The sequence below is a fragment of the Nocardia sp. NPDC005745 genome (assembly GCF_040630775.1).
Lineage (GTDB): Bacteria > Actinomycetota > Actinomycetes > Mycobacteriales > Mycobacteriaceae > Nocardia.
In genome coordinates this window covers 181,890-208,505 of the sequence record NZ_JBEXYF010000010.1, presented here as the reverse complement: position 1 = coordinate 208,505, position 26,616 = coordinate 181,890, and the positions used below count along the sequence as shown (strand labels likewise).

At 67.2% G+C, this 26,616-nt stretch carries 25 protein-coding genes; 13 read left to right on the top strand and 12 right to left on the bottom strand.

The features are described from left to right. Positions 1-208: 208 nt before the first annotated feature. From ABZ420_RS13840 to hppD, 5 genes are read right to left on the bottom strand one after another with little or no spacing between them, the layout of a single operon-like run. On the bottom strand, positions 209-1,171 hold the full coding sequence (locus ABZ420_RS13840; RefSeq protein ID WP_357121567.1) for a quinone oxidoreductase: 963 nt from the start codon (positions 1,169-1,171) through the stop codon (positions 209-211). After that, positions 1,156-3,360, bottom strand: a complete 2,205-nt coding sequence (locus ABZ420_RS13835) for a malate synthase G (protein WP_357121564.1) — start codon at positions 3,358-3,360, stop codon at positions 1,156-1,158. Before ABZ420_RS13835 ends, ABZ420_RS13840 begins: the two co-directional genes overlap by 16 nt. Then, on the bottom strand, positions 3,347-3,892 hold the full coding sequence (locus ABZ420_RS13830; protein ID WP_357121561.1) for a hypothetical protein: 546 nt from the start codon (positions 3,890-3,892) through the stop codon (positions 3,347-3,349). Before ABZ420_RS13830 ends, ABZ420_RS13835 begins: the two co-directional genes overlap by 14 nt. A 46-nt stretch (positions 3,893-3,938) precedes the next feature. After that, the gene (locus ABZ420_RS13825; protein ID WP_357121558.1) at positions 3,939-5,057 is read right to left on the bottom strand and encodes an alpha-hydroxy acid oxidase; all 1,119 of its coding nucleotides are present in this window, start codon (positions 5,055-5,057) and stop codon (positions 3,939-3,941) included. Between the two features lie 5 nt (positions 5,058-5,062). Beyond that, the gene (hppD, locus tag ABZ420_RS13820) at positions 5,063-6,136 is read right to left on the bottom strand and encodes a 4-hydroxyphenylpyruvate dioxygenase (protein WP_357121555.1); all 1,074 of its coding nucleotides are present in this window, start codon (positions 6,134-6,136) and stop codon (positions 5,063-5,065) included. 1,127 nt (positions 6,137-7,263) lie between these two features. On the opposite strand from hppD, the gene ABZ420_RS13815 reads away from it, so the two are divergent. The 3 genes from ABZ420_RS13815 (at position 7,264) to ABZ420_RS13805 (ending at position 9,137) form a co-directional block, all read left to right on the top strand. Then, positions 7,264-8,370, top strand: a complete 1,107-nt coding sequence (locus ABZ420_RS13815; RefSeq protein WP_357121552.1) for a Glu/Leu/Phe/Val dehydrogenase dimerization domain-containing protein — start codon at positions 7,264-7,266, stop codon at positions 8,368-8,370. Positions 8,371-8,483: 113 nt separating this feature from the next. Beyond that, the gene (locus ABZ420_RS13810) at positions 8,484-8,660 is read left to right on the top strand and encodes a hypothetical protein (RefSeq protein ID WP_357121549.1); all 177 of its coding nucleotides are present in this window, start codon (positions 8,484-8,486) and stop codon (positions 8,658-8,660) included. Between the two features lie 123 nt (positions 8,661-8,783). Further along, on the top strand, positions 8,784-9,137 hold the full coding sequence (locus ABZ420_RS13805; protein WP_357121546.1) for a hypothetical protein: 354 nt from the start codon (positions 8,784-8,786) through the stop codon (positions 9,135-9,137). A 132-nt stretch (positions 9,138-9,269) separates the two neighbouring features. On the opposite strand, the gene ABZ420_RS13800 is transcribed toward ABZ420_RS13805, so the two are convergent. From ABZ420_RS13800 to ABZ420_RS13785, 4 genes are all read right to left on the bottom strand, one after another. Next, positions 9,270-9,755, bottom strand: a complete 486-nt coding sequence (locus ABZ420_RS13800; protein WP_357121543.1) for a glutathione peroxidase — start codon at positions 9,753-9,755, stop codon at positions 9,270-9,272. A gap of 103 nt (positions 9,756-9,858) precedes the next feature. Further along, positions 9,859-11,451: a succinic semialdehyde dehydrogenase gene (locus tag ABZ420_RS13795; RefSeq protein ID WP_357121540.1), complete on the bottom strand. Its 1,593-nt coding sequence runs from the start codon at positions 11,449-11,451 to the stop codon at positions 9,859-9,861. 139 nt (positions 11,452-11,590) lie between these two features. Continuing rightward, complete coding sequence (locus ABZ420_RS13790; RefSeq protein ID WP_357121538.1) at positions 11,591-11,788, bottom strand: ferredoxin; 198 nt, start codon at positions 11,786-11,788, stop codon at positions 11,591-11,593. Positions 11,789-11,797: 9 nt separating this feature from the next. Continuing rightward, on the bottom strand, positions 11,798-12,604 hold the full coding sequence (locus ABZ420_RS13785; RefSeq protein ID WP_357121536.1) for an SDR family oxidoreductase: 807 nt from the start codon (positions 12,602-12,604) through the stop codon (positions 11,798-11,800). A 358-nt stretch (positions 12,605-12,962) separates the two neighbouring features. Here ABZ420_RS13785 and ABZ420_RS13780 point away from each other — a divergent pair, with 358 nt between their 5' ends. The 7 genes from ABZ420_RS13780 (at position 12,963) to ABZ420_RS13750 (ending at position 20,280) form a co-directional block, all read left to right on the top strand. Further along, on the top strand, positions 12,963-14,432 hold the full coding sequence (locus ABZ420_RS13780; RefSeq protein WP_357121532.1) for an aldehyde dehydrogenase: 1,470 nt from the start codon (positions 12,963-12,965) through the stop codon (positions 14,430-14,432). A 33-nt stretch (positions 14,433-14,465) separates the two neighbouring features. Beyond that, a complete protein-coding gene (locus ABZ420_RS13775; protein WP_040866630.1) occupies positions 14,466-15,218 on the top strand; it encodes an SDR family oxidoreductase in 753 nt (250 codons plus the stop codon). After that, a complete protein-coding gene (locus ABZ420_RS13770; RefSeq protein WP_357121529.1) occupies positions 15,215-16,093 on the top strand; it encodes an NAD(P)-dependent oxidoreductase in 879 nt (292 codons plus the stop codon). The genes ABZ420_RS13775 and ABZ420_RS13770 overlap by 4 nt, the downstream gene beginning before the upstream one ends. After that, positions 16,090-16,494, top strand: a complete 405-nt coding sequence (locus ABZ420_RS13765) for a carboxymuconolactone decarboxylase family protein (protein ID WP_357121526.1) — start codon at positions 16,090-16,092, stop codon at positions 16,492-16,494. Before ABZ420_RS13770 ends, ABZ420_RS13765 begins: the two co-directional genes overlap by 4 nt. A gap of 14 nt (positions 16,495-16,508) precedes the next feature. Continuing rightward, entirely contained in the window at positions 16,509-17,978 is a 1,470-nt protein-coding gene (locus tag ABZ420_RS13760; protein WP_357121523.1) for an FAD-dependent oxidoreductase, read from the top strand. A gap of 31 nt (positions 17,979-18,009) precedes the next feature. Next, the gene (locus tag ABZ420_RS13755) at positions 18,010-18,588 is read left to right on the top strand and encodes a TetR family transcriptional regulator (protein WP_357121520.1); all 579 of its coding nucleotides are present in this window, start codon (positions 18,010-18,012) and stop codon (positions 18,586-18,588) included. A 105-nt stretch (positions 18,589-18,693) separates the two neighbouring features. Next, positions 18,694-20,280 carry a GMC family oxidoreductase N-terminal domain-containing protein gene (locus ABZ420_RS13750; RefSeq protein WP_357121517.1) on the top strand — a complete coding sequence of 529 codons (1,587 nt, stop codon included), beginning with the start codon at positions 18,694-18,696 and terminating at the stop codon, positions 20,278-20,280. Between the two features lie 22 nt (positions 20,281-20,302). Here ABZ420_RS13750 and ABZ420_RS13745 read toward each other — a convergent pair whose 3' ends face one another. Further along, positions 20,303-20,650, bottom strand: coding sequence for a DoxX family protein (locus tag ABZ420_RS13745; RefSeq protein ID WP_357121514.1), 348 nt, complete (start codon positions 20,648-20,650; stop codon positions 20,303-20,305). A 93-nt stretch (positions 20,651-20,743) separates the two neighbouring features. On the opposite strand from ABZ420_RS13745, the gene ABZ420_RS13740 reads away from it, so the two are divergent. After that, positions 20,744-21,616 (top strand): sigma-70 family RNA polymerase sigma factor, encoded by an 873-nt coding sequence (locus tag ABZ420_RS13740; RefSeq protein ID WP_357121511.1) that lies wholly within the window; start codon positions 20,744-20,746, stop codon positions 21,614-21,616. 18 nt (positions 21,617-21,634) lie between these two features. On the opposite strand, the gene ABZ420_RS13735 is transcribed toward ABZ420_RS13740, so the two are convergent. Next, positions 21,635-22,600 (bottom strand): AraC family transcriptional regulator, encoded by a 966-nt coding sequence (locus tag ABZ420_RS13735; protein WP_357121508.1) that lies wholly within the window; start codon positions 22,598-22,600, stop codon positions 21,635-21,637. A gap of 153 nt (positions 22,601-22,753) precedes the next feature. Continuing rightward, positions 22,754-23,230, bottom strand: coding sequence for a hypothetical protein (locus ABZ420_RS13730; RefSeq protein ID WP_357121505.1), 477 nt, complete (start codon positions 23,228-23,230; stop codon positions 22,754-22,756). Positions 23,231-23,586: 356 nt separating this feature from the next. On the opposite strand from ABZ420_RS13730, the gene ABZ420_RS13725 reads away from it, so the two are divergent. Beyond that, positions 23,587-24,807, top strand: coding sequence for a helix-turn-helix domain-containing protein (locus tag ABZ420_RS13725; RefSeq protein ID WP_357121502.1), 1,221 nt, complete (start codon positions 23,587-23,589; stop codon positions 24,805-24,807). 109 nt (positions 24,808-24,916) lie between these two features. Beyond that, entirely contained in the window at positions 24,917-26,287 is a 1,371-nt protein-coding gene (locus tag ABZ420_RS13720; protein ID WP_357121499.1) for an amidase family protein, read from the top strand. The last annotated feature ends 329 nt before the right edge of the window (positions 26,288-26,616 follow it).

Sequence of the window (26,616 nt, the reverse complement as noted above, 5' to 3'; positions counted from 1 at the left end):
CTCCAGCTCTCACCACGGCTCGTTGCACGGATTTAGACTAAATCTTCACATGGCTTGCATACCCTCCCGGGTGCCACATACCGATGACCGCGCCCTGTCAGGCACGTTATGCAATCCACGCCCGCGGTGACCGCAGTGGACTTCTACTGATCGGCCGGTAAAACATCTCGGTGTACTCCCTTTGAAACGCGGGCGCCCCAAGATCTGGCTAGGGGATCAGGACGAGCGATCCGGTGGTAGCGCGTGATTCGAGGTCACGGTGGGCCTGAGCGGCATCGGCCAGGGGGTAGGTGCCGCCGCAGCGGATTCGCAGTGTGCTATCCGCCAGGGCTTTGAAGACCGCGTGCGAGCGGCTCAGGACCTCTGCTCGGGTGCGCAGAAAGTCCGGTAACACTGGACGGGTGACATAGAGCGAGCCCCGCCCAGCCAGTCGCTGCAGGTCCAACGGCGGAACCTGGCCGCCTGCAGCTCCGAACAGGACGAGCACACCACGTGGGCGCAGCGCTGCCAGGCTCGCCTCAAAGGTCGGCGCGCCGACGCCGTCGTAGACGGCCGTAACACCATCGCCCTCCGTCAGTTCGCGGACGCGGTCGGCGAGGTCGGCACCGTAGCGCAGCACCTGCCACGCCCCAGCCTCCCGGGCTAGCTTCTCCTTCTCATCGGTGGAAACGGTGGTGATCACCCGAATCCCGCGGGCGGTGGCCCACTGGATCAGCAACTGCCCTGTTCCCCCGGCCCCCGCGTGGACAAGGATCACTTCCCCGGGGGTTGGCTTGTACACCGACTCCAGAAGGTAATGCGCTGTCATTCCCTGCAGCAGTCCGCTGCCAGCCACCTGCAACTCGATGTTGTCGGGTACCGGCACGCACTGACCGGCCGGAACAGCGACCAGCTCGGCATAACTGCCCCGGGCGAAACCCCAGGCCACCCGATCACCGACAGTGAATTCTCCGGAGTCGCTGCCGATCGCAACAATCACGCCGGCCCCTTCGAGGCCGGGGATCGGTAGCTCGGCGGGGTATGTGCCCGAACGCACGTACACGTCGCGATAGTTGACACCAATCGCCCCCGTACGAACCAGCACCTCGCCCGGCCCTGGAACCGGATCCGGCATGTGGTTGTAGCGCAGGACATCTGGACCGCCAGGCTCGCTCACTACAACTGCCCGCATACCTCTCCCCTTCTCGTCAGCTCGACTGGCGTCCTGTCGGTTCGTGCCTTGTATTCGCGGCGCCGCCGGTACAGCAACGGCTCGGTGTAACCGTTGGGCGCGGACACGCCCTGTGCGATCAGCTCGTACGCAGTGCGCCATGTGATCGTGGTCTCGCCCTGTGGCACCAGCGGCCGGTAGCCGGGGTCGTCACGGTGGCGGTCATCGATGAGTGCGGCCATTCGCCGGAGACTGCCGAGCACATCGCGCTCAGTTATTACGTGGTGATGGAGCCAGTTAGCCAGCAGCTGGGTGGACATCCGCAGCGTCGCACGGTCTTCCAGTACCACGACACCATTGATACTGGGCATCGGCGAGCTGGCGACAGCCTGCTCGATCCACCGCACGACATAGGCGAGGATTGTGTAGCAGTGGGCGTCCACCTCCGCCTGCTTTTCTGCCGCGGTCCATGCCAAATCCTGGGCCACAGGCAGCTGTAGGAGGTCGTCAAGCGACCGGCGAGGCCCGTCGGCGGCGACCTTGCGTTGCTGGGCAACAACATCTAGCCAGTGGTAGTGCAGGACATGCAAGATCGCCGCATCGGCGGTCGGCACCCAACTGGTTCCGGCACCAGCTGTTAGTTGCCCTATCTTTCGCTGCAGCAGCTCGTGCATACTATCGGGTGTAGGCCACATTCCCAGCCCGATCAGCGCCCTGCCCGAAAGTCCGTGTGCCAGGCAGGTATCAACGTGCCATTCCTCAAACGACTGTTGCCAGCGCTGTCGGTTCATATCGGCCTTGCGAACCATCGGTCCGGCCGCCATCGAGGTGTGGATTTCGTCGCCGGTGCGGTCGAGCAAACCGTTGTTGGTGGATACGACCCTGTGTCGGACAGCCGCAAGACATGCCGACAAGTTGACGGTGGTGCGCCGCTCCTCGTCCAACATCCCAAGTTTCAGCGTGTATTTCGGCAGGCCAAGCAACTGTTCGATGCGGCCGAATAGCTCGTCGGTGAATGCGAACTCCTCGGGCCCGTGCTGTTTGGGCACCGCCAGATATACCGCACTGTTGCGCGAGTTCGCCAGAGAGGTGTTGCCCCGAAGATCATGCAGTGCTGCCAGTGTGGTGATCAGCGCATCGAGGATGAGCTCTGGAACCTCGGCGCCCTGGGCGCACCGAACGGCGTTGGTGGTCATCAGAGGCCCGACGATCCGCGCGAACAGCAATGCCCGGCCGTGCAGCGTCACCTGGGAGCCATCCGGACCGGTGTAGCGCCGGTCCGGGTTCATAGTCGAACTGCCTCGGCGCGACGCGAAGCTGCCCTTCATCAGACTGAGCCAGCTCCGGTAAACCTGCACTTTGTCCGAGACATCCACGGCCGCAACGCAATCCTCGAAGTCCATGATTGTGGAGATCCCAGACTCCAGAACCACATCCTGGACACCAGCTGAGTCGATCTGGCCGAATTCAGCGCTGGGGTCGATCCGGATTTCGATGTGCAGTCCATGGTGTTCGATCAGCACCGCTGATGGGCTTGCGGGGTCTCCCTGGAAACCGATCAGCCTTGCGTCGGGTGCGAGCCCGGTGTGTGTACCGTCTATCAGCTGAATCTGCAACGTGCCGGCTTCGATAGAATAGCACGTCGAATCGGCGTGGGAACCCGCTACCAGCGGCGCCGCAGTGTCGAGAATGCTGCGGGTGTAGTCGATTACGGCTCGCTTACGATCAGCAAAACCATCCGCGGGTATTGCGTCGGTCTCGTACAGAGCACGATACAGTGACCCCCAACGTGCATTCACCCCCTCGAGCGCGAAGGCCTCATCGATAATCGGCACCAGCAGTTGCGGACCTGCGACATGGGTGATTTCCACATCCGTATTCGCGGTGTCCACGGTAAATGGCGCGGGCGGTGCAACCAGGTAGCCGATCTCGGTCAGGAATGCCCGATAGTCGACCGCGTCGAAGTTCTCGCCACGGTGCTCGGCATGCCAAACATCCAGCTTGCGCTGCAGATCGTCGCGCCGAGCCAGCAATTCGCGGTTCCGCGGGACAAGATCGGCGATCAGCCGCTCGGCGCCCGCCCAGAAGGTGGCCGCGTCTATGTCGGTACCGGGGATCGCCTCGAGCTCCACGAAGTCCCGTAATGTACTCGCGACCTGCAAACCACCGATTCGGACCCACTTGTCCGCAGCAATGTCAGCGGTGCTCATACAGACACCAGACCATCGACGACGCCTCCAGCTTCCTGAGGACCTTCAGATTCTCGATGGATTCCACGACGTCCACCGATCCGATACAGGCGTCGACTCTTCGCTCGCTGACGAGCCGTGCGGCTTCGGGCTTCGCATTCACCGTCGATATCGCGACATCGGTGGGCATGTTTTCGCGGACCATTTGCAGAGTTGCGGGATGTGCCACCGCCGAGCGAATATTCGACAAACCTCCGGGAAAATCAGAATGAACCGCGACGCACATGGGTTTCGTCGGCGATTCCCATACTCCGATCATCACCATGGATTGACGCTTGCTGAAGTGCAGATCAACCCATGAGTCAACCACTAGTCCATCATTCATGTCCAAGTACCCAGCGGCGACAAGCGCCTTTCCGCCGCGCAGTTCGGAGTCGTCGATTGCGGTTCGAAAGGAGGGAAACAATTCGATCCTGTCGGCACCGATACGGACCGCTTCAGCGTGCGCATCGGTACCTGCGGGTCCGAGCGTTTTTATGACGTCGTAATTCATGATGATTCACTCGCCTACCAGTCTTATCGAATTGGGATCCATTGAATCAATAGGGCGAATGCCCGGCCGCAGTCGAGGACGTGATCCGCAGCCGGGCGGCGTCGCGGATGGTACGGCAGCCGGACAGGGCGAGATCAGTTTCGAACTCCTCGCGCAACAGCGCGAGCACTGCGCCGACACCCGCCTCGCCGGATACCGCGAGCCCGTGGAGGATCGGACGCCCCAGGAGGACACCGTCAGCTCCACTTGCCAAGGCTTTGAGTACATCCGTACCAGTCCGGACACTCCCGTCGACAAGGAGTTCCACGTCATCACCCACTGCGGCCCGAACCTCTGGTAGCACAGTGATGCCAGGTACGGCCCCGTCGAGCTGGCGGCCACCGTGATTGGACAGCACGATCGCGTCCGCGCCGGATCGCACGGCCATCGCAGCGTCTTCGCGCGCGAGTATGCCCTTCACAACGATCGGCAGCTCTGTGCGCTGCCGCAGCCATTCGACGTCGCTCCAGTCCAGCGCAGGGTCGAACATCTCGGTGGTGTGTGTTGCGACGGCCGAACCGCCGGTACTTGACCGCTGCGCACCCACCGCGGCATCGCCCCTGAAATGGGCGGCATAGACGTTTCCCGGCAGCGCGAAACCATTGCGGTGATCGCGCAACCGGCGGCCCAGCCGAGGAACATCCACGGTGAGAACGATCGCCCGGCAGCCCGCGGCCTCGGCCCGGCGCAGCAACTCCGCCGTCGCGCCCCGATCCCGCAGCCAATACAGCTGAAACCACAGATCGGCGCCGGATTCGGAAATCTGCTCGATGGGTGTCCCGCTGAGCATGGCCACGGTGAACGGCACTCCGGCCACCTTCGCCGCACGCGCGGTGGCCAATTCACCTTCTGGATGTACCAGACTGTGGTAGGCCATCGGGGCGATGGCCACCGGCAGGGACGCCGATGTCCCCGCAAGCCGGGTAGCGGTCGATATCTGCGACACGTCCCGAAGCATTCGCGGTATCAGGAACAGGTTGTCGAATGCGTTTCGGTTAGCAGCCAGGCTCCGCTCGGTGCCGCTGCCGCCCGAGACAAAATCCCAGGTGGCCGCCGACATTGTCTTCTGTGCCCGGTCAGCGAAATCAGCCAAGCACTGGAGCCGATCGGGCAGTTCGCTGCCCACCGCAGTCACTGGCACTCTAGCTGGTCGCGCTCTGCCTTCTTGGCTTCGAACAGCGCCTTGACGTTGCCCTTCCCGAAGGTTTCGGCGCCGAACCGCTCGATCACCTCAACAAAGAACGTCTTGCGCGGATGCGTTGAACGCGTGAAGATCTGGAACAGCTCGCCCGCGTGGTCCTTGTCAGCGAGAATGCTGAGCCCACGCAATTGGTCCAGGTTGTGGCGGACGTCGCCCAAGCGCTCGGGCAGCATGTCGTAATAGGTACCCGGGGTATCGAGGAAGTCCACTCCCTGGTCCCGCAAGTCTTGCACGGTCGTCACGATATCGTCGCAACCGAATGCCACATGCTGAACTCCCGGGCCGCCGTGATCGCGCACGAATGCGGCGATGAAGTCTAGGGCCTGCCCTGGCGCCGCAGCGGATTCGACAATGGTGAATGTCACGTCACCTGCGGCATTCTGGACCACTTTGGAGTCCATACCCTGTCCGTCGACGAGGGTTCGTTCCTGGAAGATTACCGAGAAGTCCAGGACCGATTCGTAGAACTTCACGGCGGAGCCGAGATCGCCGGCATTGACCAGGTATGCAAAATGGTCAAGCACGCCGAACTTCACGGGCGACTCTGCCCCGGCGGTCTCCACCGGGACGATGCCTGGGGGTAGCTGTCCGCTGTCTGCGTCGTCGGGCCGTTCCACCAAACCATGTTGGATGTCACCGAAAGCCCCGATGCCTGCAGTGACCACGCCCGCCCGTTCACGCGGTGCGAGGGTGACGGTGGCACCGTTGGCCATCGCCTCGGCGAGGACATCGTGAACGGCCGGAGTGCGCAACCAGATATTCGCCACTCCGTCGCCGTGTGCCCGGACCCAGGCCGACACCGGGGAATCGTGATCGAGCCCCTCGGTCAGCAGGATCACGATGCCCCCTTGACGCAGCGCCAGCGAGCGGTGGCCTCCTGTATCCGCGCTCGTCTTGCCCGCAATTTGGAAGCCGTAGTTCGTCACGAACTCTCTGGCGAATGCCTCGATGTCTCCGACATAGAACTCAACATGATCCAAACGAACTTCACGTAATGTCTGCATTCCAGCTTTCCAATATTTCGAAGCCACTCTTACTCGGGTTGAAACTTCCGGACGGCATCGACCGACGCGTATCCTCGGGCGTGCGGTCATGACGGGCATCGGAGTGAGAACTTTTCGCCGTTGAAACCGCGCCCGGCATTAGTGTCTTCGCATTCACAAATGCGAAGCACAGTGCTCACAATCCATCCTGGAGCGTCACAGGAACGCGCCCGAAACAGCTCCATAATCGATCGAACCGACAGAGTCGTCACGCCGTTGCGGCAGACCATCGAAGAGGATGGTGGAGGCACCGCACACGTTGACGGCTCTTCGGCAATCATTGCGACATTACGGCGGGCGCGTCCTACGCGACGAAGACCGGCCGGTGGCGTGATGGAACCATCTGCGCACCGAGACCGGAAGACGCCCAAAGATTCACGCCAACCGCGTAATTGACCGCCGCCGCTCACGGTCCCAAGCTCGCAAGGTCGACATGGATCCGGCCCAGTCGGTGCGGGTCCGCGCGAATCTGAAACGTTCCCGCATCCCGTTCCGGCGTCATGGTCCGCTTACATCGTGAGGCCGACGAGGTCACGGTGGAATTCGTGCTGCACTTCACCGACGCCGTCCACGCCCGCCGAGTCGACCGCCCTGACGTCGCAGGCCTCGGTTGGCAGCAGTCAGGCCGACTGCCTGTACCTATCCCATGCCCACCCATAAACATCCATCCGATTCCGCAACCGCGCCCAACCCACGGCCGTTCGCCGCTATCGCACAATCTCCAGAACTTCAGATCACCATCAAACATTCCAGCAAGTATTGTTTACGCCCTACCTACACAACACAAGAAACAAACCTCAATTTTTTCTCCAGATCTCACCGCCCAGCGTTGCATGAATTTAAACAGAATCTTTCACAGCACCCGGTCATCTCCAAGTTTTTAACAGGCCTTAGCGCAGAACTTGCACAGCACTGATATGGTGACCCGATGGACCGGCTCGCCCGTCCGTGTGCCCGTAGCTCGTGGTTCGATTCCAAAGATGCAGCACGGGTACCGTTCGGGTTGTGCGTCCGGCGATTCACGGGGGCGACAGCTTGACTGCAAGTGCGGTTACTGGTCAGCTTTTCGGGTCTCAAGCAAGTTGGCAGTGACAGAGTTGGGCGTCCAGACGACGGTCGTGGCCGCGAATCCAGCTGTGTTAGAGGGAATGGAGGTTCCGGTGGGATTCAGTCATGAATCAGTCGTGGTACGAAGCGGACAGCGCACCGGGTTGCCGATCATCGTCGCTGTGCATTCCACTGCACTGGGCCTGGCGGTCGGCGGCTGCCGAGTGTGGGAATACGAGCGTTGGGAGGACGGCCTGCGCGATGCACTGCGGCTGTCGGAGGGCATGACCCGCAAATGCGCGGCCGCCGGTCTACCAAACGGTGGCGGCAAGACGGTGGTTGTCGTCCCTACCGGGCGAACCCTTACTGCGGATGAACGCCACGCTGCGCTGCACGATGTAGGCGACCTCGTGGAAGAGTTCGGCGGCCGCTACGTGACAGGCCCCGATGCCGGCACCGGGCCCGCCGATATGGTGGCCATCGGCGAACGCACCGAGCACGTTTTCTGTCGTCCGGAAGGCACCGGCGGCAGCGGGGATCCCTCGCCGTTCACTGCGATGGGCGTCGTCGCGGCGCTGCGCTCGACCTGCCAGGCGCTGTCGGGATCATCGGCATTGGCGGGCAAGAGATTCGCGGTGATCGGCACCGGACACGTTGGAGAGCAGATCGCCCGGCAACTGTCGGAGGCCGGAGCCGACCTGATACTGAGCGATGTCAACCCGGCCAGGCGGTCACTGGCCGACGAACTGGGCGCCGAATTCGCGGAGCCCGATATCGCGGCCACCGCCGAAGTTGATGTGCTGGTGCCTGCGGCGCTAGGCGGACTGCTGACCCGAGACCTGGTACCGCGGTTGCAGTGCGCCGCCGTCGCAGGTGCGGCGAACAATCAACTGGCCGAGCCCAGCGTTGCCGGGCTGCTGCGCGAGCGCGACATCTTGTGGGCCCCTGATTACATAGCCAACGCCGGCGGCGTCATCAATGCAGTAGCACGCGAAATACTCGGTGAAGAACCCGAAACTGCGGTCAAGCGCATCGAGTCCATTTTCGACACCCTCACAGACATCTTCGCAGCGGCGGCACGCACGAACGTCACCACTTCGGCCGCCGCGGACGAGCTCGCCCAGATTCGCCTGGCCGCACAGCTCTAGTCGGCGGCCGGATCAGCGCCTATACCCGTCCGCGTACACCCGACCAGGCAATTCGAACGTTTGAAGTATCAGCATTGCCAGGCCGGGTGTATTTGCGGGTACACATGCTCGTCTTGGCCACCTTCACCGCCGGTGAGGGCTACGTCATCGCTGGCGTTCCGCCCACCGTCGCGCGTGATATGCAGGTGTATGACCCGCTGGCAGGAGACCGCCCGCCGGTTCTCGGTCTTGATGAATGCACGTTCGATGACATTTCGGCGTCGGTAGAGCTCGGTGTCGAACTTCGGTAGCCTACCTGCGCATCTATCTCGGATGCGGTTGTACCGCAACAGGATTCGATTCGAGGCCTGCAGAGCAGGCGTAGTCTACGGGTTCATAGCTCGTTCGCCGACTCTGCGGCCGGGCCGGCGATCGTGCTGGTGGACCGGCTCAGGCGGGCAGCGGCCATTGCCGCCGAACACGGGCACAGCTGGATCGGTGTCGGGGACCTGCTGGCGGCAAGTCTCACCGCGGAGCCGTTTTCGCTGCTGGAGCCGCACTGGCCACAGCAAGGCAGAACGCCATTGAACCGCAGTGAGATCAACGAGTTCGATGTGTCAGCACCGCAGCAGGCGTTGACGTTCGATGAAGTCACGAGGTTGGTGCAGTCCATCGTCCCGGGTGAACCGAACAGTGCTCACGGGCCTGCCGAGCGGGCGACGGTCACCTACGAGGTGACAGGGCCACACGCGGAGGAGTTTCGGGAGGAGAGCGAGCGAAGCGTCTGACGCCGACGTCGAATGACGTATCGAATTGCTCCCGTCGAAGCCGGCTACGTACAGCCGACCACAAGAATCGCCGCCGAACGCGACCGGAGCCGCCGTCTCGATCGGACAACGGCTCCGGTCTTCGCGCCTACTTCAGAGCACGGCTTCGATGGCCGCGACCAATTCCGGCGCCTCGGGGGTGGTGCGCGGGCGGAAGCGGCCCGCGACCTTGCCGTCGCGGTCGATCAGGAACTTCTCGAAATTCCACTGGATGTCGCCCGCGTTGCCTTCGGCATCGGGGGTCTCCACCAGCTGCTGGTAGAGGACGTGGCGCTGGTCGCCGTTGACGTCGGTCTTCTCCAGCAAGGGGAAATCGACGCCGTAGGTGGTGGAACAGAACTCCTGGATCTCCTCGGCGGTGCCCGGCTCCTGGCCCATGAACTGGTTGCACGGCACGCCGACCACGCTGAGACCGCGCGGACCGAAGGACTGGTGCAGCTCGACCAGACCGGAATACTGCGGCGTCAGGCCGCATTTCGAGGCCACGTTGACCAGCAGGACGGCGCGGTCGCCGACCAGGTCGGCCAGCGTCGTCGATTCGCCGGACAGCGTGCGTAGCGGAATTTCTCGAAGACTCATGCGTATCCGTTCTCGATGCCGTGGATCCACCCCGACGGCCACGCTACCGGATCGGCGGGGGCTGTGACCGTTGGGCGCTGCGGTTCCAGCGAGGGAACCGCGCTCAGCGCAACCTGGTTCGGCGCATCAGCCGCAGCGACGTCAAAGTCATCTTCAGCTGCTTGTCGTAGGGCTGACCTGCCCGTGCGGCGAGCACCTGTTTCTTGAGCACGCCGACGTTCACCGTGTCGGTGTACTTCAGCAGGCCCTGGTCACCGTGCCGGGTGCCGACACCGGACTGTTTCACGCCACCCGATGGCGTGCCTTTCGCGGCGTAGGTCGCGACGAAACCGTCGTTGATGTTGATATTGCCCGCCTGCAACTGGGCGGCGATCCGCTCGGCGTGCGCGAAGTCCCGGGTCCAGACGCTGGCGTTCAAGCCGTAATCGGTGGCGTTGGCCAGGCGCACCGCCTCCTGCTCGTCGTCGAACGGGTACACGGTGACGACCGGGCCGAAGGTTTCCAGCGTCGCGTGGGTCATCTCGGGGGTCACCCCGGTCAGCACGGTCGCCTCGTAGAACGCCGGACCGACATCGGGTCGCGCCTGCCCGCCGACGTGCACGGTGGCCCCTTTCGATCGCGCGTCCTCGACATGGGCGGCGACCCGTTCCAAGTGCTGCGGGGAGACGAGGGAACCGAACTCCGGCGTGTAGTCGTAGGCCCCGCCGATCTTTCCGTTCAATTCCGCCGCGGCGGCGACCAACCGGCGGAGGAACTCGTCATGGATCGAGCGGTGCACATAGATCCGCTCGATGTGCATACACGCCTGCCCGGAGTTGGCGAACGCCGCGAACACCGCGCCGGGGACGACCTCGTCCAGGTTCGCGTCGGCAAGCACGATCATCGGATTCTTGCCGCCCAGCTCCAGGCTGCACCCGATGAGGTTGCGACCGGCCTGCTCGCCGACGATCCGGCCGGTGGCGGTCGAGCCGGTGAACATGACGAAGTCGACGTTGTCGATCAGGGTCGGCCCGATATCGGGTCCTTCACCACACACCACCTGCACCAGACCGCGGGGCAGCCCGGCCCGGTGCAACAGCTCGACGCCGAACAGCACGCACAGCGCGGTCTTGTTGTCCGGCTTCAGCACCACGCCGTTGCCTGCCATCAGCGCGGGCATGGCGTCGGACAGCGCGATGGCGAAGGGAAAGTTCCACGGCGCGATCACCGCGACGAGCCCTTTGGGACGGTGCTGTTCGGTGGAGGTGGTCAGCAGCGGCATCGGGCCGCCGCGTCGCTTCGGCCGCAGCACCCGGCGCGCGGTCTTGAGATAGTGGCTGACCACCATGGGCACGTCGCAGGATTCCTCGACGGCCATGCGACGGGTCTTGCCGCATCCGATCTGGATGAGGTCGGCGATGGTCTCCACTTCACCGAGGATCAGCTCGTGCAGCCGTTCGAACACGCGCAGTCGTTCCCGCAGTGGCCGCGCGGCCCATTCCGTCTGCGCGGCTCGGGCGGCGGCGCACGCGCGCAGGACGTCCTGCGGGGTCGACTGCGGAAGCGCACCGACCGGCGAGCCGGTGTAGACCTCGGTCATCTCGAACGGCGCCGCGCTCCCGTCGGCGGCGACCAGGCTGGTCAGCCCGGTGATCAGCTCCCCGGAGATCCTGGCGGGCACGGTGCCCGTCGCCTTGTCGGTGTGTGCTGTGCTCATCGGATCATCTCCATGACGTCGGACATCGCCGCAGGTGCCGGGCCGGACAGTGCACACGGATTAGAACACGTTCCGGTTTCGGATTCATCGTATTCGTCCCCGCCGGCCCTGCCTACCCGCCGCGTGCGAAGAATTCCGCTCACTCGTCCGCGGCGATCGTCAACGCCTGGGTGGGGCAATAGCGGACCGCGCGCTGCACGTCGGCCCGTGCTCGTGGGTCGGCCACGGCGTCGAGGATCTCCACTTTGCCGTGCTTGGGGACGTGGAACGCCTCGGGCGCCTCGTCCTGGCACACGGCATGCCCCTGACACAGATCCAGATCGGCCAGCACTCGCATCGCCCCTCCTCACCGCTCGTTCGATTCCGGGCCGTCCGCGAGCGGACGCACCGGCGCCTCGGGCTGCACCTCGACGAGCACCAGGTGCGAGCCGCGCGGCGTGGACACCACCGCCACCACCGCGGCGGCCAGGTCACCGGCGCGCAGCATGTACGGGTGCCTGGCGAAACCCCAGGCTTTCCAGTCCTCCAGCACCGGGCCGACGATCTCGGGCGTGGAGTCCATGCCCATGCCGGTCAGCGTCGGGCCGGGCCGGACCTGCGACAGGCGGATGCCGCTGCCCTCGAGTTCCATGCGCATCTGCGCGGCCATCGCTTCCAGCCCCGCCTTGGCGGCACTGTAGGCGCCCGTGCGCGGACGCGGTTCGGACGCGCAGTCGGAGCTGATCAGCACCACGTCGCCGCGCTGCCTGCGCAGCATGCCGGGCAGCACCCGGTGCACGAGGCGCTGCGCGCCGACGAGATGCACCTGCACCTGGCGCACGAACCGTTCCGGATCCATCGCGAATGCCTGTCCGAACTCGATGTCGCCCGCGCTGGACACCAGGATCTCGGTGGGTCCGAGCGCTTCTTCGGCAGCGCGCACGAACTCGTCGACCGAGTCGGGCTCGGTCACGTCGAGGTGGTGGGCGAAGGCTTCACCGCCGTTGGCGCGGATCTTGTCCGCCAGTTCGGCGCACTGCTCGGCTCGGCGCGCGCCGAGCGCGACCGGGTGACCCAGTTCGGCCAGGGCCACGGCGGTGGCCGCGCCGATCCCGGAGGAGGCGCCGGAGACGAGCGCGGGCCTGCGCTCGGGATGGGGTGCGAATCTTGGCATTATCGAGTCTCCACGGTGATGGGAAGGTGGGCGAACCCACGCACATTGGATGCGGTCATCGCCCACACTCCGAATCCGATAACACGTTCCGCCTCGCGGCAGCGTGCCGCCACCAGGGCAGAGACAGATAGCTGGACATGTGTCTGGACAGTACCACCGAGCCATTGTTCCGGACAATGCTTCTCGATTCGCCAATCTTTTTGCCGTGCCGCATTCGCCCTCTCGCGTGCATCCAGCCGGAGCACGCCCCTTCGCGCTCAGCACCGTCGAGAATGGCAGAGTTAGAACCTGTTATTGCCATGGATCGACGTCCGAGACTATATTCCGTACACGTGTCCAGACAGTATCGGAGTAATCCATGAGCAGCCTTCTGCCCGCCGACGGGTCCCGCCTGCTGATCGGCGGGAAGCTGGTCGAGGGCGCCGGCGGTGTCTTCGCGACGGTGAACCCGGCGACCGAGGAAGTGCTGGGCCTCGCCGCCGACGCGAACGCGGCCGATCTCGACGCCGCCGTCGCCGCCGCGCGCACCGCGTTCGACGAGACGGACTGGTCGCGCGATCACGCCTTCCGCGCCCACTGCCTCGAACAGTTGCGCACCGCGTTGCAGTCCCGCGTCGAGGACCTGCGCGAGATCACGATCGCCGAGGCGGGCGCCCCGCGGATGCTGACCGCGGGCCCGCAGTTGGAAGGCCCGGTCGCCGACCTGGGTTACGCGGCCGGACTCGCCGAAAGCTACGACTGGGAAACCGATCTGGGCGTGGCCGAACCGATGGGCATCAAGACCCGCCGGTTGCTGCGCCGGGAGCCGATCGGCGTGGTCGGGGCGATCACGCCCTGGAACTTCCCGCATCAGATCAACTTCGCCAAATTGGGTCCCGCGCTGGCGGCGGGGAACACCGTCGTGCTCAAACCCGCCCCCGATACCCCTTGGTGCGCGGCGGCGGTCGGCGCCGTCATCGCCGAGGAGACCGACATCCCGGCCGGCGTCGTGAATATCGTGACCTCCGCCGACCACACGCTCGGCGCCCGGCTCACCGCCGACCCGCGCGTCGACATGATCAGTTTCACCGGCTCCACGGCCACCGGCCGGGCCGTCATGACCGGTGCCGCAACGACTTTGAAGAAGGCGTTCCTCGAACTGGGCGGCAAATCGGCGTTCATCGTGCTCGACGATGCCGACATCGCCGCGGCCTGCTCGGTGGCGGCGTTCTCGGTGTGCGTGCACGCCGGGCAGGGGTGCGCGCTGTCCACCCGGCTGCTGGTCCCGCGCGCCGCCTACGACCAAGCGGTGCAGGCGGCCGCGGCCACGCTCGGCGGGATCAGGCCGGGCGATCCCACCGACCCGCGCACGGTGTGCGGGCCGCTGATCTCCGAACGCCAGCGCGCCAGGGTCGAACGCTATGTCGACATTGCGCGCGCCGAGGGCGGGCGGATCGTGGTCGGCGGCGGGCGGCCGGCCCGGCACGAGCGCGGGTTCTTCGTCGAACCCACATTGATCGCGGACGTCCCCAACAGCTCGACCGTCGCCCGCGAAGAGATCTTCGGCCCGGTACTGGTGATCATCCCGCACGACGGCGACGAGGACGCCGTCCGCATCGCCAACGACTCCCCCTACGGCCTGTCCGGTTCGGTCTGGGGAACCGACCCCGAGCGCATCCGGCGGGTCACCGAACGCGTGCGCACCGGGACGCTGGGCGTCAACGGCGGGATCTGGTACTCCGCCGACGTCCCCTTCGGCGGCTACAAGCAATCCGGCCTCGGCCGTGAGATGGGCATCGCCGGTTTCGAGGAGTACCTCGAGACCAAAGTCATCGCCACCGCGGTCTGACCGCCGCGGGACAACACAGAGGAGCTGAACTCCATGGCCCGTTTCACGGGAAGATCCGCCATCGTCACCGGCGCCGCTCAGGGCATCGGCGCCGCCTACGCGCAGGCGCTGGCCGCCGAAGGCGCGAACGTCGTCGTCGCCGACAAGAACGCCGAGAGCGGCGCGGCGGTCGTCGAGAAGATCGTCGCCGACGGCGGCACCGCGGTGTTCGGACAGGTCGATGTGTCCGATCCCGACTCCGCCACCGCGCTGGCCGATCTCGCCGTCGCCGAGTTCGGCGGCATCGACCACCTGGTCAACAACGCCGCCATCTACGGCGAGATGAAACTGAACCTGCTGCTGACCGTGCCGTGGGACTACTACCGGAAGTTCATGAGCGTGAACATGGACGGCGCGCTCGTCATGACCCGCGCCGTCTGGCCGCACATGTCCAAGCGCGGCAGCGGATCGATCGTCAACCAGTCCTCCACCGCGGCGTGGCTGTATTCCAGCTTCTACGGCCTGGCGAAAGTCGGCGTCAACGGGCTCACCCAGCAACTGGCCTTCGAACTCGGCGGGTCGAACATCCGCGTCAACGCCATCGCACCGGGACCGATCGACACCGACGCCACCAAGGCGGTCACCCCGGAGGTGATCGTCGACGACATCGTCAAACGCCTGCCGCTCAAGCGGATGGGCACGCCGCAGGACCTGGTCGGCGCCTGCCTGTACCTGCTGTCGGACGAGGCGAGCTGGGTCACCGGGCAGATCTTCAACGTCGACGGCGGACAGATCGTGCGGTCATGAGCGCCCGCATCGGATTCCTCGGCCTCGGCAACATGGGCGCGCCGATGGCCGAGCGGCTGCTGAAATGGCCGGGCGGGCTGGCGGTGTGCGACATGCGGCCCGAGGCGGTCGAGCCGTTCCTCGCGGCCGGGGCCGAGGCGGTCTCCTCCGCCGCCGAGCTGGCCGGGCGGGCAGCGGTCATCTCGATCACCGTGGTGAACGACGCCCAGGTCCGCGACGTGATCACCGGGCCGGAGGGCGTGTTGCGTACGGCCGCGCCGGGCACCGTGGTCGCCGTGCACTCCACGATCAGCGATCGCACCGCCGAAGAGCTCGCGGCGGTGTGTCACGACCGCGGCGTCGAACTGGTGGACGCGCCGATCAGCGGCGGCGCGGCCGGTGCGACCCGCGGCGCGCTCGCGATCATGGTCGGCGGCAGCGACGAAGCGTTCGAACAGGTGCGCGAACCGTTCGGCTGCTTCGCCGATCTGATCGTGCACGCCGGACCGGTCGGGGCGGGCACGCGCATGAAACTGGCGCGCAACCTGCTGCACTTCGTCTCCTTCACCGCGGCCACCGAGGCGCAACGCCTGGCCGAGGCCGCCGGCCTCGACCTCACCGCGCTCGGCAAGGTGGTGCGCCACTCCGACGCGGTCACCGGCGGACCCGGCGCCATCATGCTGCGCGACACCACCGCCCCGATCCAGGACGGCGACTTCTGGCTGCCGATCCTGCGGCACGTGCGCGACCTCGGGGAAAAAGATCTCGGTCTCGCCCTGGAACTGGGCGAACGCCTCGGCACCGAGTTGCCGCTGGCCGCACTCGCCCTCGACCGGCTCGGCCCCGGACTCGGCGTCGAGACGGGCACCTTCGCATCGGAAAGGCAAACCTCATGAGCGACAACGGTTCCGGCGACACCGTGCGGCAGCGCGGTCTGGCCAAGATGGCCGAGGTGTACGGCACGGAGTTCCAGGATTACCCCGGCCCCCACTTCGCCCTCACCGCCGACCACCTTTTCGCCGAAATCTGGTCGCGGCCCGGCCTCACCATCCGCGATCGCAGGCTGCTGCTGCTCGGCGCGCTGGCGGCGCAGGGCGCCATCGACACAGCGGGCATCCAGATCGGAGCCGCTCTGCGCAACGGCGAACTCACCGAAGAACAGCTGCACGAGATCGCGGTTTTCCTGTGCTACTACGTGGGTTGGCCGAACGGCAGCAAACTCGACATCCTGGTGGGCACGATTGTGGCGCAGCAGAAGAAGGCCGCCCGCGCGCAGTCCGCGCCCGCCGAGCAGTGAAGGACTCGTTGACCATGTCTGACGCCACCACCATTCGCCCCCTGCGCGCGAGCCGGGTCGAGACCTGGGACCACCGGGCCGACGTCGTCGTCGCCGGCTACGGCATCGCCGGGGTCTGCGCCGCCATCGAGGCCGCCCGCGCGGGCGCGGACGTGCTGGTCCTGGAGCGTACCGGCGGCTGGGGTGGCGCCGCCGCCCTGGCTGGCGGCTTCATCTACCTCGGTGGCGGCACACCGCTGCAACAGGCCCTCGGTTTCGAGGACACGCCGGAGAACATGGAGACCTTCCTGCTCGCGGCGCTCGGCCCCGGCGTGGACAAGGCGAAGATCGCCGACTATTGCCGCGGCAGCGTCGAGCACTTCCACTGGCTGGTGTCCTGCGGCGTGCCGTTCCGCGAGGCGTTCTGGGGCGAGCCGGGGTGGGAGCCGCCGCACGACGAAGGACTGATGTACTCCGGCGGCGAGAACGCCGCGCCCTTCAACGCGATCGCCCAACCCGCTCCGCGCGGCCATGTTCCGCAGATGGCCGACAAGCGCACCGGCGAGAAGGGCGGCGGCTACATGCTGATGAAGCCGCTGGCCGACACCGCGGCAGCGCTGGGCATCCGGGCGGAGTACGACATGCGGATCGCGCGGCTGATCGTCGACGACGACGATCGGGTGGTCGGGGTGCTGGCCCGCCGCTACGGCAAGCCGGTCGCCATCCGCGCCGAGCGCGGCGTCGTGCTGGCCACCGGCAGTTTCGCCTACCACAAGGAGATGATCGAAGGATACGCGCCGCGACTGATCGGCAGGCCCGCCGCGGCGATCGAGGAACACGACGGCATCGGCATCCGGCTGGCGCAGGCGCTCGGCGCGGAGCTGGCGCACATGGACGCGACCGAGGTGGCGTTCTTCGGGGATCCGCAGCTGCTGGCCCGCGGCATCCTGGTCAACGGGCGCGGCCAGCGCTACATCCCGGAGGACACCTACCCCGGCCGGATCGGCCAGGCGACGCTGATCCAGCAGGACAATCAGGCGTACCTGGTGATCGACGAAGCGTCCTACGAGGAGGCGCTGACGACCGAGACCTCCACGCCGTTCTTCCGCCAGCCCCCGACCTGGGTGGCGGAGACCATCGCCGAGCTGGAAGCGGAGATGGGCCTGCCCGGCCAGTCGTTGCAGGCGACCGTGGAGTGCTACAACCTGCACGCCGCCGACGGCGCGGACCCGGTGCTCGGCAAGAAGCCGGAATGGGTGCGCCCGCTGCGCGGACCGGTGGCAGCCTTCGACATGCGCGGCTTCACAGCCGGTTTCACCCTCGGCGGACTGCGCACCGACCTGGATTCGCGGGTGCTGCACGTTTCCGGAGAGCCGATTCCGGGATTGTTCGCGGCAGGCCGGTGCACCTCCGGCCTGTGCGCGGGCGGCTACGTCAGCGGCGCGTCGCTGGGCGACGGCAGCTTCTACGGGCGCCGGGCCGGCATCGCGGCGGCCAAGAACTGAACCGCCCCGGCCACTAGTAGGATCCAGACACATGTCCGAACCCGATTCCGTCATTCTCGAGGCGACCCGCCGCAGGCTGTCCGGCAAGCAGGCCGACACCGTCGACAAGCTGACCCGCGCGGCGGTGGAAGTGCTGGCGCGGGAAGGGTTCGCGGGCATGACCATCCGGATGGTCGCCGCGGCGGCCGGGGTCGGGACGGCCACCGCGTACACCTACTTCTCGTCCAAGGAGCATCTGGTCGCGGAGATCTTCTGGCGGCGGCTGGTCGCGTCGCCGTCGCCGGTCAGCGAGGACGAGGACCCGACCGTCCGGGTGATCGCGGAGCTGCGGAACATCGCCATGCTGGTGGCCGACGAGCAGGAACTCTCCGGCGCGGTCACCAGCGCCCTGCTCGGCCGCGATCCGGACGTGGAGCATCTGCGCGGACGCATCGGGGGCGAGATCCGCAAGCGGATCATCCGCGCGCTCGGTCCGGATCCGGACCCGGACGTGGTCGAATCGCTGGAATTGCTCTACGCGGGCGCGCTGGTGCGGGCGGGCATGGGTTACGGGTCCTACTCCGAGATCGCCGACCGCATCGAGACCTCCGCGCTGCTGATCCTGCGATAGCGCGGACTTCGCCGGACGACTTCGCGCCGGGTTGCCCGAAATCGGCCACGCGACGCGGGCATGCTCGTATCTTTGCCGTAGTCGGTGCAGATCGGAGTGGGAACAGTGCAACCTGGTGAGCTTTCCGCGGACTACGTCGTCGTCGGCTCGGGATCAGCGGGCGCGGTGGTGGCCAATCGGCTCAGCGCCGATCCGGGCACCACGGTGGCGTTGCTGGAAGCGGGCCCGCCGGACAAGAACAAGTTCGCGCACATCCCCGCCGGATTCGCCAAACTGTTCCGCTCCGAGGTGGATTGGGACTACCTCACCACGCCGCAACCGGAACTGAAGAACCGCGAGATCTACTGGCCGCGCGGCAAGATGTTCGGCGGCTCGTCCTCGATGAACGCCATGATGTGGGTGCGCGGATTCCGTGCGGACTACGACGAGTGGGCGCTGCTGGCGGGCGAGGAGTGGGGTTTCGCCGCGGCCGTCGAGCAGTACCGCCGCATCGAACGCGTGGAGAACGCCCAATACCCCGACGAAGGCACCGAGGGTCCGCTGCACGTCTCCCGGCAGCGCAGCCCGCGCGGGCTCACCGCCGCCTACCTGGCCGCTGTGCAGGAGGCGGGCTACCGGGTGGAGCCGCCCAACCGTCCGCAGCCGGAGGGGTTCAGCGAGACCATGGTCACCCAGCGCGCCGGCCGCCGCTGGAGCACCGCCGACGCCTATCTGCGGCCGGCACTGCGTCGTCCGAACCTCACGGTGCGCAGCGAGGCGCTGGCCACCCGGGTCCTGTTCGACGGCACGCGCGCGGTGGGCGTGGAGTACCGCCACGGCGGCGGCACGCACACGGTGACCGCGCGGCGTGAGGTCGTGCTGTGCGGCGGGGCGATCAACAGCCCGCAACTGCTGATGCTCTCCGGCATCGGCGATCGCGACGAACTGGCCCGCCACGGCATCGAGGTGCGCCATCACGCGCCGGAGGTCGGCGCGAATCTGCAGGATCATCTCGTCGCGGGCATCGGCTACGGCGTCGCGGGCGATTCGCTGTTCGGCGCCGAGCGGCCGCGTCAGCTGCTGGCCTACCTGATCCGCCATCGAGGCATGCTCACCTCGAACGTCGGCGAGGCGTACGGGTTCGTGCGCAGCAACCCGGATTTGGAGTTCCCGGACCTGGAGCTGGTGTTCGCGCCCGCGCCGTTCTACTACGAAGGACTTCAAGACCCGACCGAGCACGGGGTGATCCTGGCGACGGTGCTGCTGCGCCCGCAGAGCCGAGGACGGATCACCCTGTCCGGCGCGGACCCGTCCGCCAAACCCGTGATCGATCCGCGCTACCTGTCCGACAGCGCGGGGGCCGACCGCGCCGCCATCATGGCCGGATTGCGGGTGTGCGCCGCCATCGCCGCGGAGCCGTCGATGAAGGCGGTGCTCGGCCCGCTGATCTACCCGCCCCAGGCGCCCGCGGAACCGGAAGCCGTGCTCGAACTGACGCTCAACTCCTACGCCCACACGCTCTACCATCCGGTCGGCACCTGCCGCATGGGCACCGACTCCGCCAGCGTCGTCACGCCCCGGCTGGAAGTGCGTGGCGTCCAGGGACTTCGGGTGGCCGACGCCTCGGTGATGCCGCTGCTCATCCGGGGCCACACGCACGCGCCCGCGGTGTTCATCGGCGAGCAGGCGGCCGAGTTCATCCTCGCGGAGTAGCCCCACGCGCGTCGCCGCGCAGCTACGCCGCGACGGACAGTCCCAGCGATGCGGCCGCCAGGGCGAGGTATGGCAGCGGGTAGCCGATGTGCGCGTACTGCCGCGCACGGACCACGGTCACCACCGCGCCGACGAAGTAGACGACCAACCCGGCCGCCGCGGCAACCGCGATCGGCGGGACCGCCAGGCCGACCAGCAGCCCGGCCCCGCCGACCGCTTTGACGACCGCGAGAGGCGTCAGCCACGACTCCGGAACGTCGTAGGCGCGCATGTTCGTCCGCACCCACTCGGCGCGGACCACGTCTATGCCCGCCGCGAGCAATGCGGCCACGGCCGCCAGCACGGTGACGACGACGTAAGCGATGTCCATGGCAATACCCTTTCGTCAGGTGGCGCGCCCGGTCACCTGAGCGCTGTCCGATCCGTCATCTCGATGACGGACCATGGAGCGGAAAGGTGACCGATGCCCACCGAAGACGGTTTCGCGCGGGAATTCGAGGCCCAGCGCGGCCACCTGCACGCGGTCGCCTACCGCATGCTCGGCTCACCCAGCGAGGCCGACGACGCGGTGCAGGAGACCTGGCTGCGGCTGGCCCGCCACGACGTCGAGGACATACGGAACCTGCCGGGCTGGCTCACCACCGTCGTGTCCCGGATCTGCCTGGACCTGCTGCGCGCCAGGGCCGCGCGGCGCGAGGAACCGCTCGACCACTCCGCCCGGCCCGAACGCGGCGCCGACGAGAACGAACCGGAGCACGAGGCAGTCCTGATCGACTCGGTCGGCCGGGCGCTGCTGGTGGTACTGGACCGGCTCGGCCCCGACGAGCGGGTCGCGTTCGTCCTGCACGACCTGTTCGCGGTGCCGTTCGACCGGATCGGGCCGATCGTCGGACGCACGACGCCGACCACCAAGAAGCTGGCCAGCCGGGCTCGCCACCGCGTGCGGGATGCCGATACCGCCCCCGGACTCACCGCGCAGCGGCATGTCGTCGACGCGTTTCTCGGCGCGGCACGCGACGGCGACCTCGGCGCGCTCCTGGCCGTCCTGGCGCCCGATGTGGTCCGCACGGCCGACGCCGCCGCGCTTCCCGCCGGAGTGGCCACGACCGTACGCGGCGCGGCCTCGGTGGCCGAAGAGACCGTGCTGCTCCGGCGGCGTGCACAGGTGGCGGCGCTCGCGCTGGTGGACGGTCACCCGGGCGTCGTGGTCGCTCCGCACGGCAGGCTGCTGCTGGCGCTCACCGTCACGGTGCGCGGCGACCGGGTGGCGGGATACCAGGTGATCGCCGACGCGGCCCGGCTGCGCGGCCTGTCGATCAGCCTGCTGCCCGGCTGATTCCGGATGCCGTCCGGTTCAGGACGTAGACACCGGCTCACGCGCGTCGCCAGGCAGGGCGCGTTCCGCCGCTCGGCGCCGCCGGAAGGTCCGCGGCGTCTCACCGAAGCGCGCCTTGAACGCCGCGGAGAACCATGCCGGGGTGAATCCGGCGCGGACCGCCAGCGCGCTGATGGGATCGTCCTCCCGCGCCGGGTCCTCGAGCAGGTCGCGTGCGGCGCGCAGGGCTTCGTCCCGCCGCACGTCGCGGTAGGTGGTGCCGGCCTGCTGCAGTACCGAGCGCAACTGCCGGGGCGACCAGCCCAGCGCGTGCGCCACCGCGGGCAGGCGCACGTCACTCCGGCCGACATTGGCTCGCACGTACTGCCGGATCTGCGCGACGACATGGGCGTGATGGGTTCGCTGCGGACCGGTCTCACCGAGCGAGATCAGGCTGAGCAACTCCGCGATCCGGTCGCAGACCGCGTTGAACTCGAGGTCGGACAGATTCGCCTGTTCGTCGTGGGTGCTGCGGATCATGGCCTGGGTGATCCGGCCGAGTCCGGAGTCGAGGTCGATCGTCATACCGCGTTCGGCGAGCGGTCCCGCGCGATGGTCCAGTTCGGCACGGGGCAGCTGGAACGCGTAGGCCGACAACAGCGGGATGTGGATCTGGCACAGATCGTCGAGCGCGGTCACCGCCGCCTGTTCGGGTCGCGCTCGCGTCTCCTCCCCGCGATAGCGCACCGAGTACACGCCCCGCTGGGGGACGACGACCCAGTAGAAGTCGTCACAGGGACCGTGGCGAATGTTCGTCCGGGTGCGGTAGGAGGTACTGGTTCCCCGCTGCTCCCAGCGCAACAACCGGTAGACGGCAGACTCCTGAACCGTCAGTCCCGAATACCATCGATCCGGATCGCCGTAGCGATAGTCCATGGGAACGAAGCTGTTGGCGATCTCGGTCCACGATTCGGCATCGCTCGCGGTTACGCCATAGCACTTCATGGTGACAACCTATCGCCGCCGATTCACCGATACCGCATTGTCCATGAACACGATACGACTCCAGCGCGCCTCCTCTTGCAGCTGGGAAGCCTCCGGCGCGGTCACGCGATCCCGCAGGCCGGGCGCATATTTCATGGCCACACCGCGCTCGTCTCAGCGCGCGGGCACCCTGGCGAACCCGAGCGGCGGCGTGGGAGCGGGACCGGTGCGCAACACCGGGCGGAAGTCCGGCAGCACCGGCAGGACGTCGGCGTTGCGGGCGGCGTAACAGCGCACGGCGGGCAGCGCACGGGCGACCTCGGCGCGCTCCACCGGTTCGTGGTCGATGAAACCGATGGCCGCCGGCCCGAGTCCGAGGGTGCGCCCGATCCGCATGATCGCCGAAGACTTGGGGCCCCAGCCGATCTCGATGGCCGAGAACATCTCGTAGACGCCGTACCGGTACAGCTTGTCCAGCGTCCATTCGCGCTCGCCGCGGCTCGCCACGGCATGCCAGATCCCGCGCTCGCTGAGCACGCGCAGGGTGCGCAGGGCGGCGGGTCGCAACGCGCCGACGGTCGCGTCGCACACAGCGCCGTCCCACAAGGTGTTGTCCAGTTCCCAGACAAGACATCTCAGAGCCGGTGTCATCGCCCTGCCCCTATCGTTGCGTCCGCACTGCCTTTCCGCCGTGGCGTGCGCGACGGATGGGCACTGCACACCATCCAGGACACGACACGTGCCGGACAAGACCCTCGTTACATGGCCATGCCCGGCGCGGGTGATCCTACCGGCATGTCCGTCCGCGCTCGCGGCGACGACCGAACCCGCCGCCGCCCGCCGCGGGGTCGGTAGCCGCTGTCCGGCCCGGTCCTGTGACCGCTCACAACTCCGCACCGACCGGTCCCTCTCAGCTCTCACAGAACCGGTCGATCGGGTCCGCGAAGGAGATCTACCGATTAGTGTGAATGCGCTGCACACCAATCGTGGGCGGAAGGGAGTCGCCAATGTCCGTCGACAGTTCGGCCCGGCCGAGCCTGACCCTGTCAGGGAAGCCGATGTCGTCCCCACTGAAGGATGTTCGCGGGCTAGCGCGTCAGATGGTCGGCCACTTCGTCGAGAACGTCATCCCGTGCGGGACGCTACCCGGTGACGCGATCGCCGGCGACGTCACCACCATCACCCGGGTCTGCCTGGAGCTGGCGGTGAGCATGCTCGACGGGAAGGACCTTCCGGAGAAACTCCAGCGGCTCGGTGACGCGGCCGCGGGGTGGGCGCGGGAAGGGGTGCCGATCGACACCATCCACCACTCGATCCACGAAGGCTTCAAGATGGGCCTGGACCTGGTGGTGTCCGACGCGACGATGAAGGACTACGACGATCTCGTCGACGGCGCCAAGATGGTCGTCGAGATGCTCGACATGATCAACTCCGCTGTCTCCATGGCCTACGTCCGCGAGCTGCGCGCGGTGGTCAGTGAGCACCACACCGCCGTGCACACGCTGACCTCCGCGCTGCTCGGCGGACACAGCACCTCCACCATGGCGCGCGAGTGCGGCATCGCCATCGCGTCGTCGTACGCCGTTCTGGCCGTGGCGATCCCGCCGCACCGCGAGGAACACAACCCGATGGTGGACGGCAAGGTCGTCGCGCGCCGGAAACTGCGCCGGGTCCAGGCCGAACTGGCCACACGCTGTGGCGAGGCCGTGCTGTCGCTGCTGAGCGTCGACGGCGGCACGGTGCTCATCCCGTCCGGCCATCTGGACAACGAGCAGTTGGACGCGCTGGTCACCCAGCTGTCGCACGCCGCGCAGGTGGGCGTCACCGCGACCATGGTCGAGGCGACTCCCGAGAAGATCCCCACCGCCGCCGATCAGGCGCACGAACTGCTCGACATGGTGCAGCGATTGCAGGCGGTGGCCGGGCTCTACCGCTTCGACGAACTGGCACTGGAATACCAGCTGACCAGACCCGGGCCTGGCCGCGAGTATCTCGGCTCGCTGCTGGACCCGCTGGACGCGCATCCCGAGCTGCTGGAAACGCTGCGACGCCACATCGCCAACAACCTCAACCGGCAGCGCACGGCGCGCGTGCTGCACGTGCACACCAACACCGTGGACTACCGGCTCAAGCGGATCGGACAGCTCACCGGTTTCGACCCGTCCCAGCCGTCGGGCCTGTGGTACCTGCGCTCGGCACTCGTGGCCCGCACCTATCGCACGACCTGAGCTGGTCGTTGTGGGTCGACCCGTCGACGATTACCGTGGGCGGCGAGTCGCGAAGACCGGTGGCGGTGCCGCAGCGGTCGTCGCGATCCGAGGTACCGAGGAGAGTGCGATGACATGGGCGGGCGCGCCGGCGACCGAGATCGCGGCGGGAGTCCGGAGCCGGACGGTATCGCCGCTCGAGGTGGTCGACGAGCACCTGACCCGCATCGCGGCACTCGACCCGCGGCTCAACGCCTTCCGGATCGTGCGCCACGAGCAGGTCCGCCACGAAGCCCGCGCGCTGGCCACCCGCGGCGATCTTCGTGACCTTCCGCTCGCCGGGGTTCCCGTGGCGGTGAAGGACAACCTCGACCTCGCCGGATGCGTGACCGGCAACGGGTCCCGCGCGGCACGCCAGACCGCGGCCGGTTCCGACAGCGAGTTAATCGGCCGGTTGCGCGCCGCGGGCGCGCTGCTGATCGGCAAGACCAATGTGCCCGAGCTGTGTCAGTGGCCGGTCACCGAGAGCGCCGCGCACGGCGTCACCCGCAATCCGTGGCACAACGCGTACACGCCGGGCGGCTCCACCGGCGGCGGCGCGGCGGCGGTCGCCACCGGGATGGCCGCGCTCGCAGTCGGTTCCGACGGCGGCGGGTCGATCCGCATCCCGTCGTCCTGCTGCGGGCTCGTCGGCCTGAAGCCCGGGGACGGCGTGATCGCGCGCCCTGCCGAACTCGGCTCGAGTTGGCTCGGCATATCGACGTTCGGCCCACTGGCGACCACGGTGGCCGACGCGGCGCTCCTGCTCGGGGTGCTCGCCGCCGACGACCGCTACCGGACGCCGCCTCCGCTCGAGCGGCCGCTGCGGATCGGCATGACCACCCGGTCACCGGTGCTGGGGGCATCCGTCGACCCTCAGGTGCGCACCGCGATGCTGGCCGCGGCCGAAGCGCTGCGCGAAGCGGGCCATACCGTCACCGAGGCGTCGCCGCCGTGGCGGCCGCAGGACGCGCTCGGCTTCCTCGCACGCTATTTCGCCGGCGTCGCCGAGGACACCGCGAACCTGAGCGCGGATCTCCTCGAACCGCTGACCCGCAAGGTAGCGCGGGCCGGACGGGTGATCACGAGGATGCACCCCGTACCCGACGCTCCCCCGCCGCGGCAGGCAGGCCGATTCGCTGCGTGGTTCACCGAGCACGACCTCCTGCTCACGCCCACCCTGGCAACCCCGCCGGTGCCCGTCGGGGCCTTCGCCGGGAGAGGGTTTCTGCGAACCATGCTCGACGTGCCTCGCTTCATCCCGTTCACGCCGCCGTTCAACACGGTGCGCTACCCGGCGATATCCGTTCCCGCCGGACAATCCGATGCCGGGCTGCCCATCGGCGTCCAGCTCGCCGCGGCGCCCGGCGGCGAGACCACGCTGCTGGCGGTCGCCGCACAGCTGGAGCACATTCGTCCATGGCAACGGCACGCTCCCCTCGGCGACGAGGCGATCCGTTGAGCGACCGCTACGCCTGAACCGTCCCCGGGGCTCCCACTGGTCTCCGCCCACAGCGCTGTGATTTCGGCGGGTGCGGTGTCGAACCTTCCGGCGGCACACATCGACAACGCGGTGTGCCCGTCGCCTCTCGATAGCCGAGGTCGAACGGGAATGCCTCCAGCACACCTTCCCGCGGCGGCAGCACAGTCATCGCGGGTGTCCGTGCACGCGATATCAGCGCCCGCCGTTCCGGCCGATCCGGCCGCGCATCGCGCACCCTCCGCCACGGCGCCCGTCCGCGTGTGGGCATCTCCCCGTACATGCGTCGTTAATGTCGTGTTTACGATGTG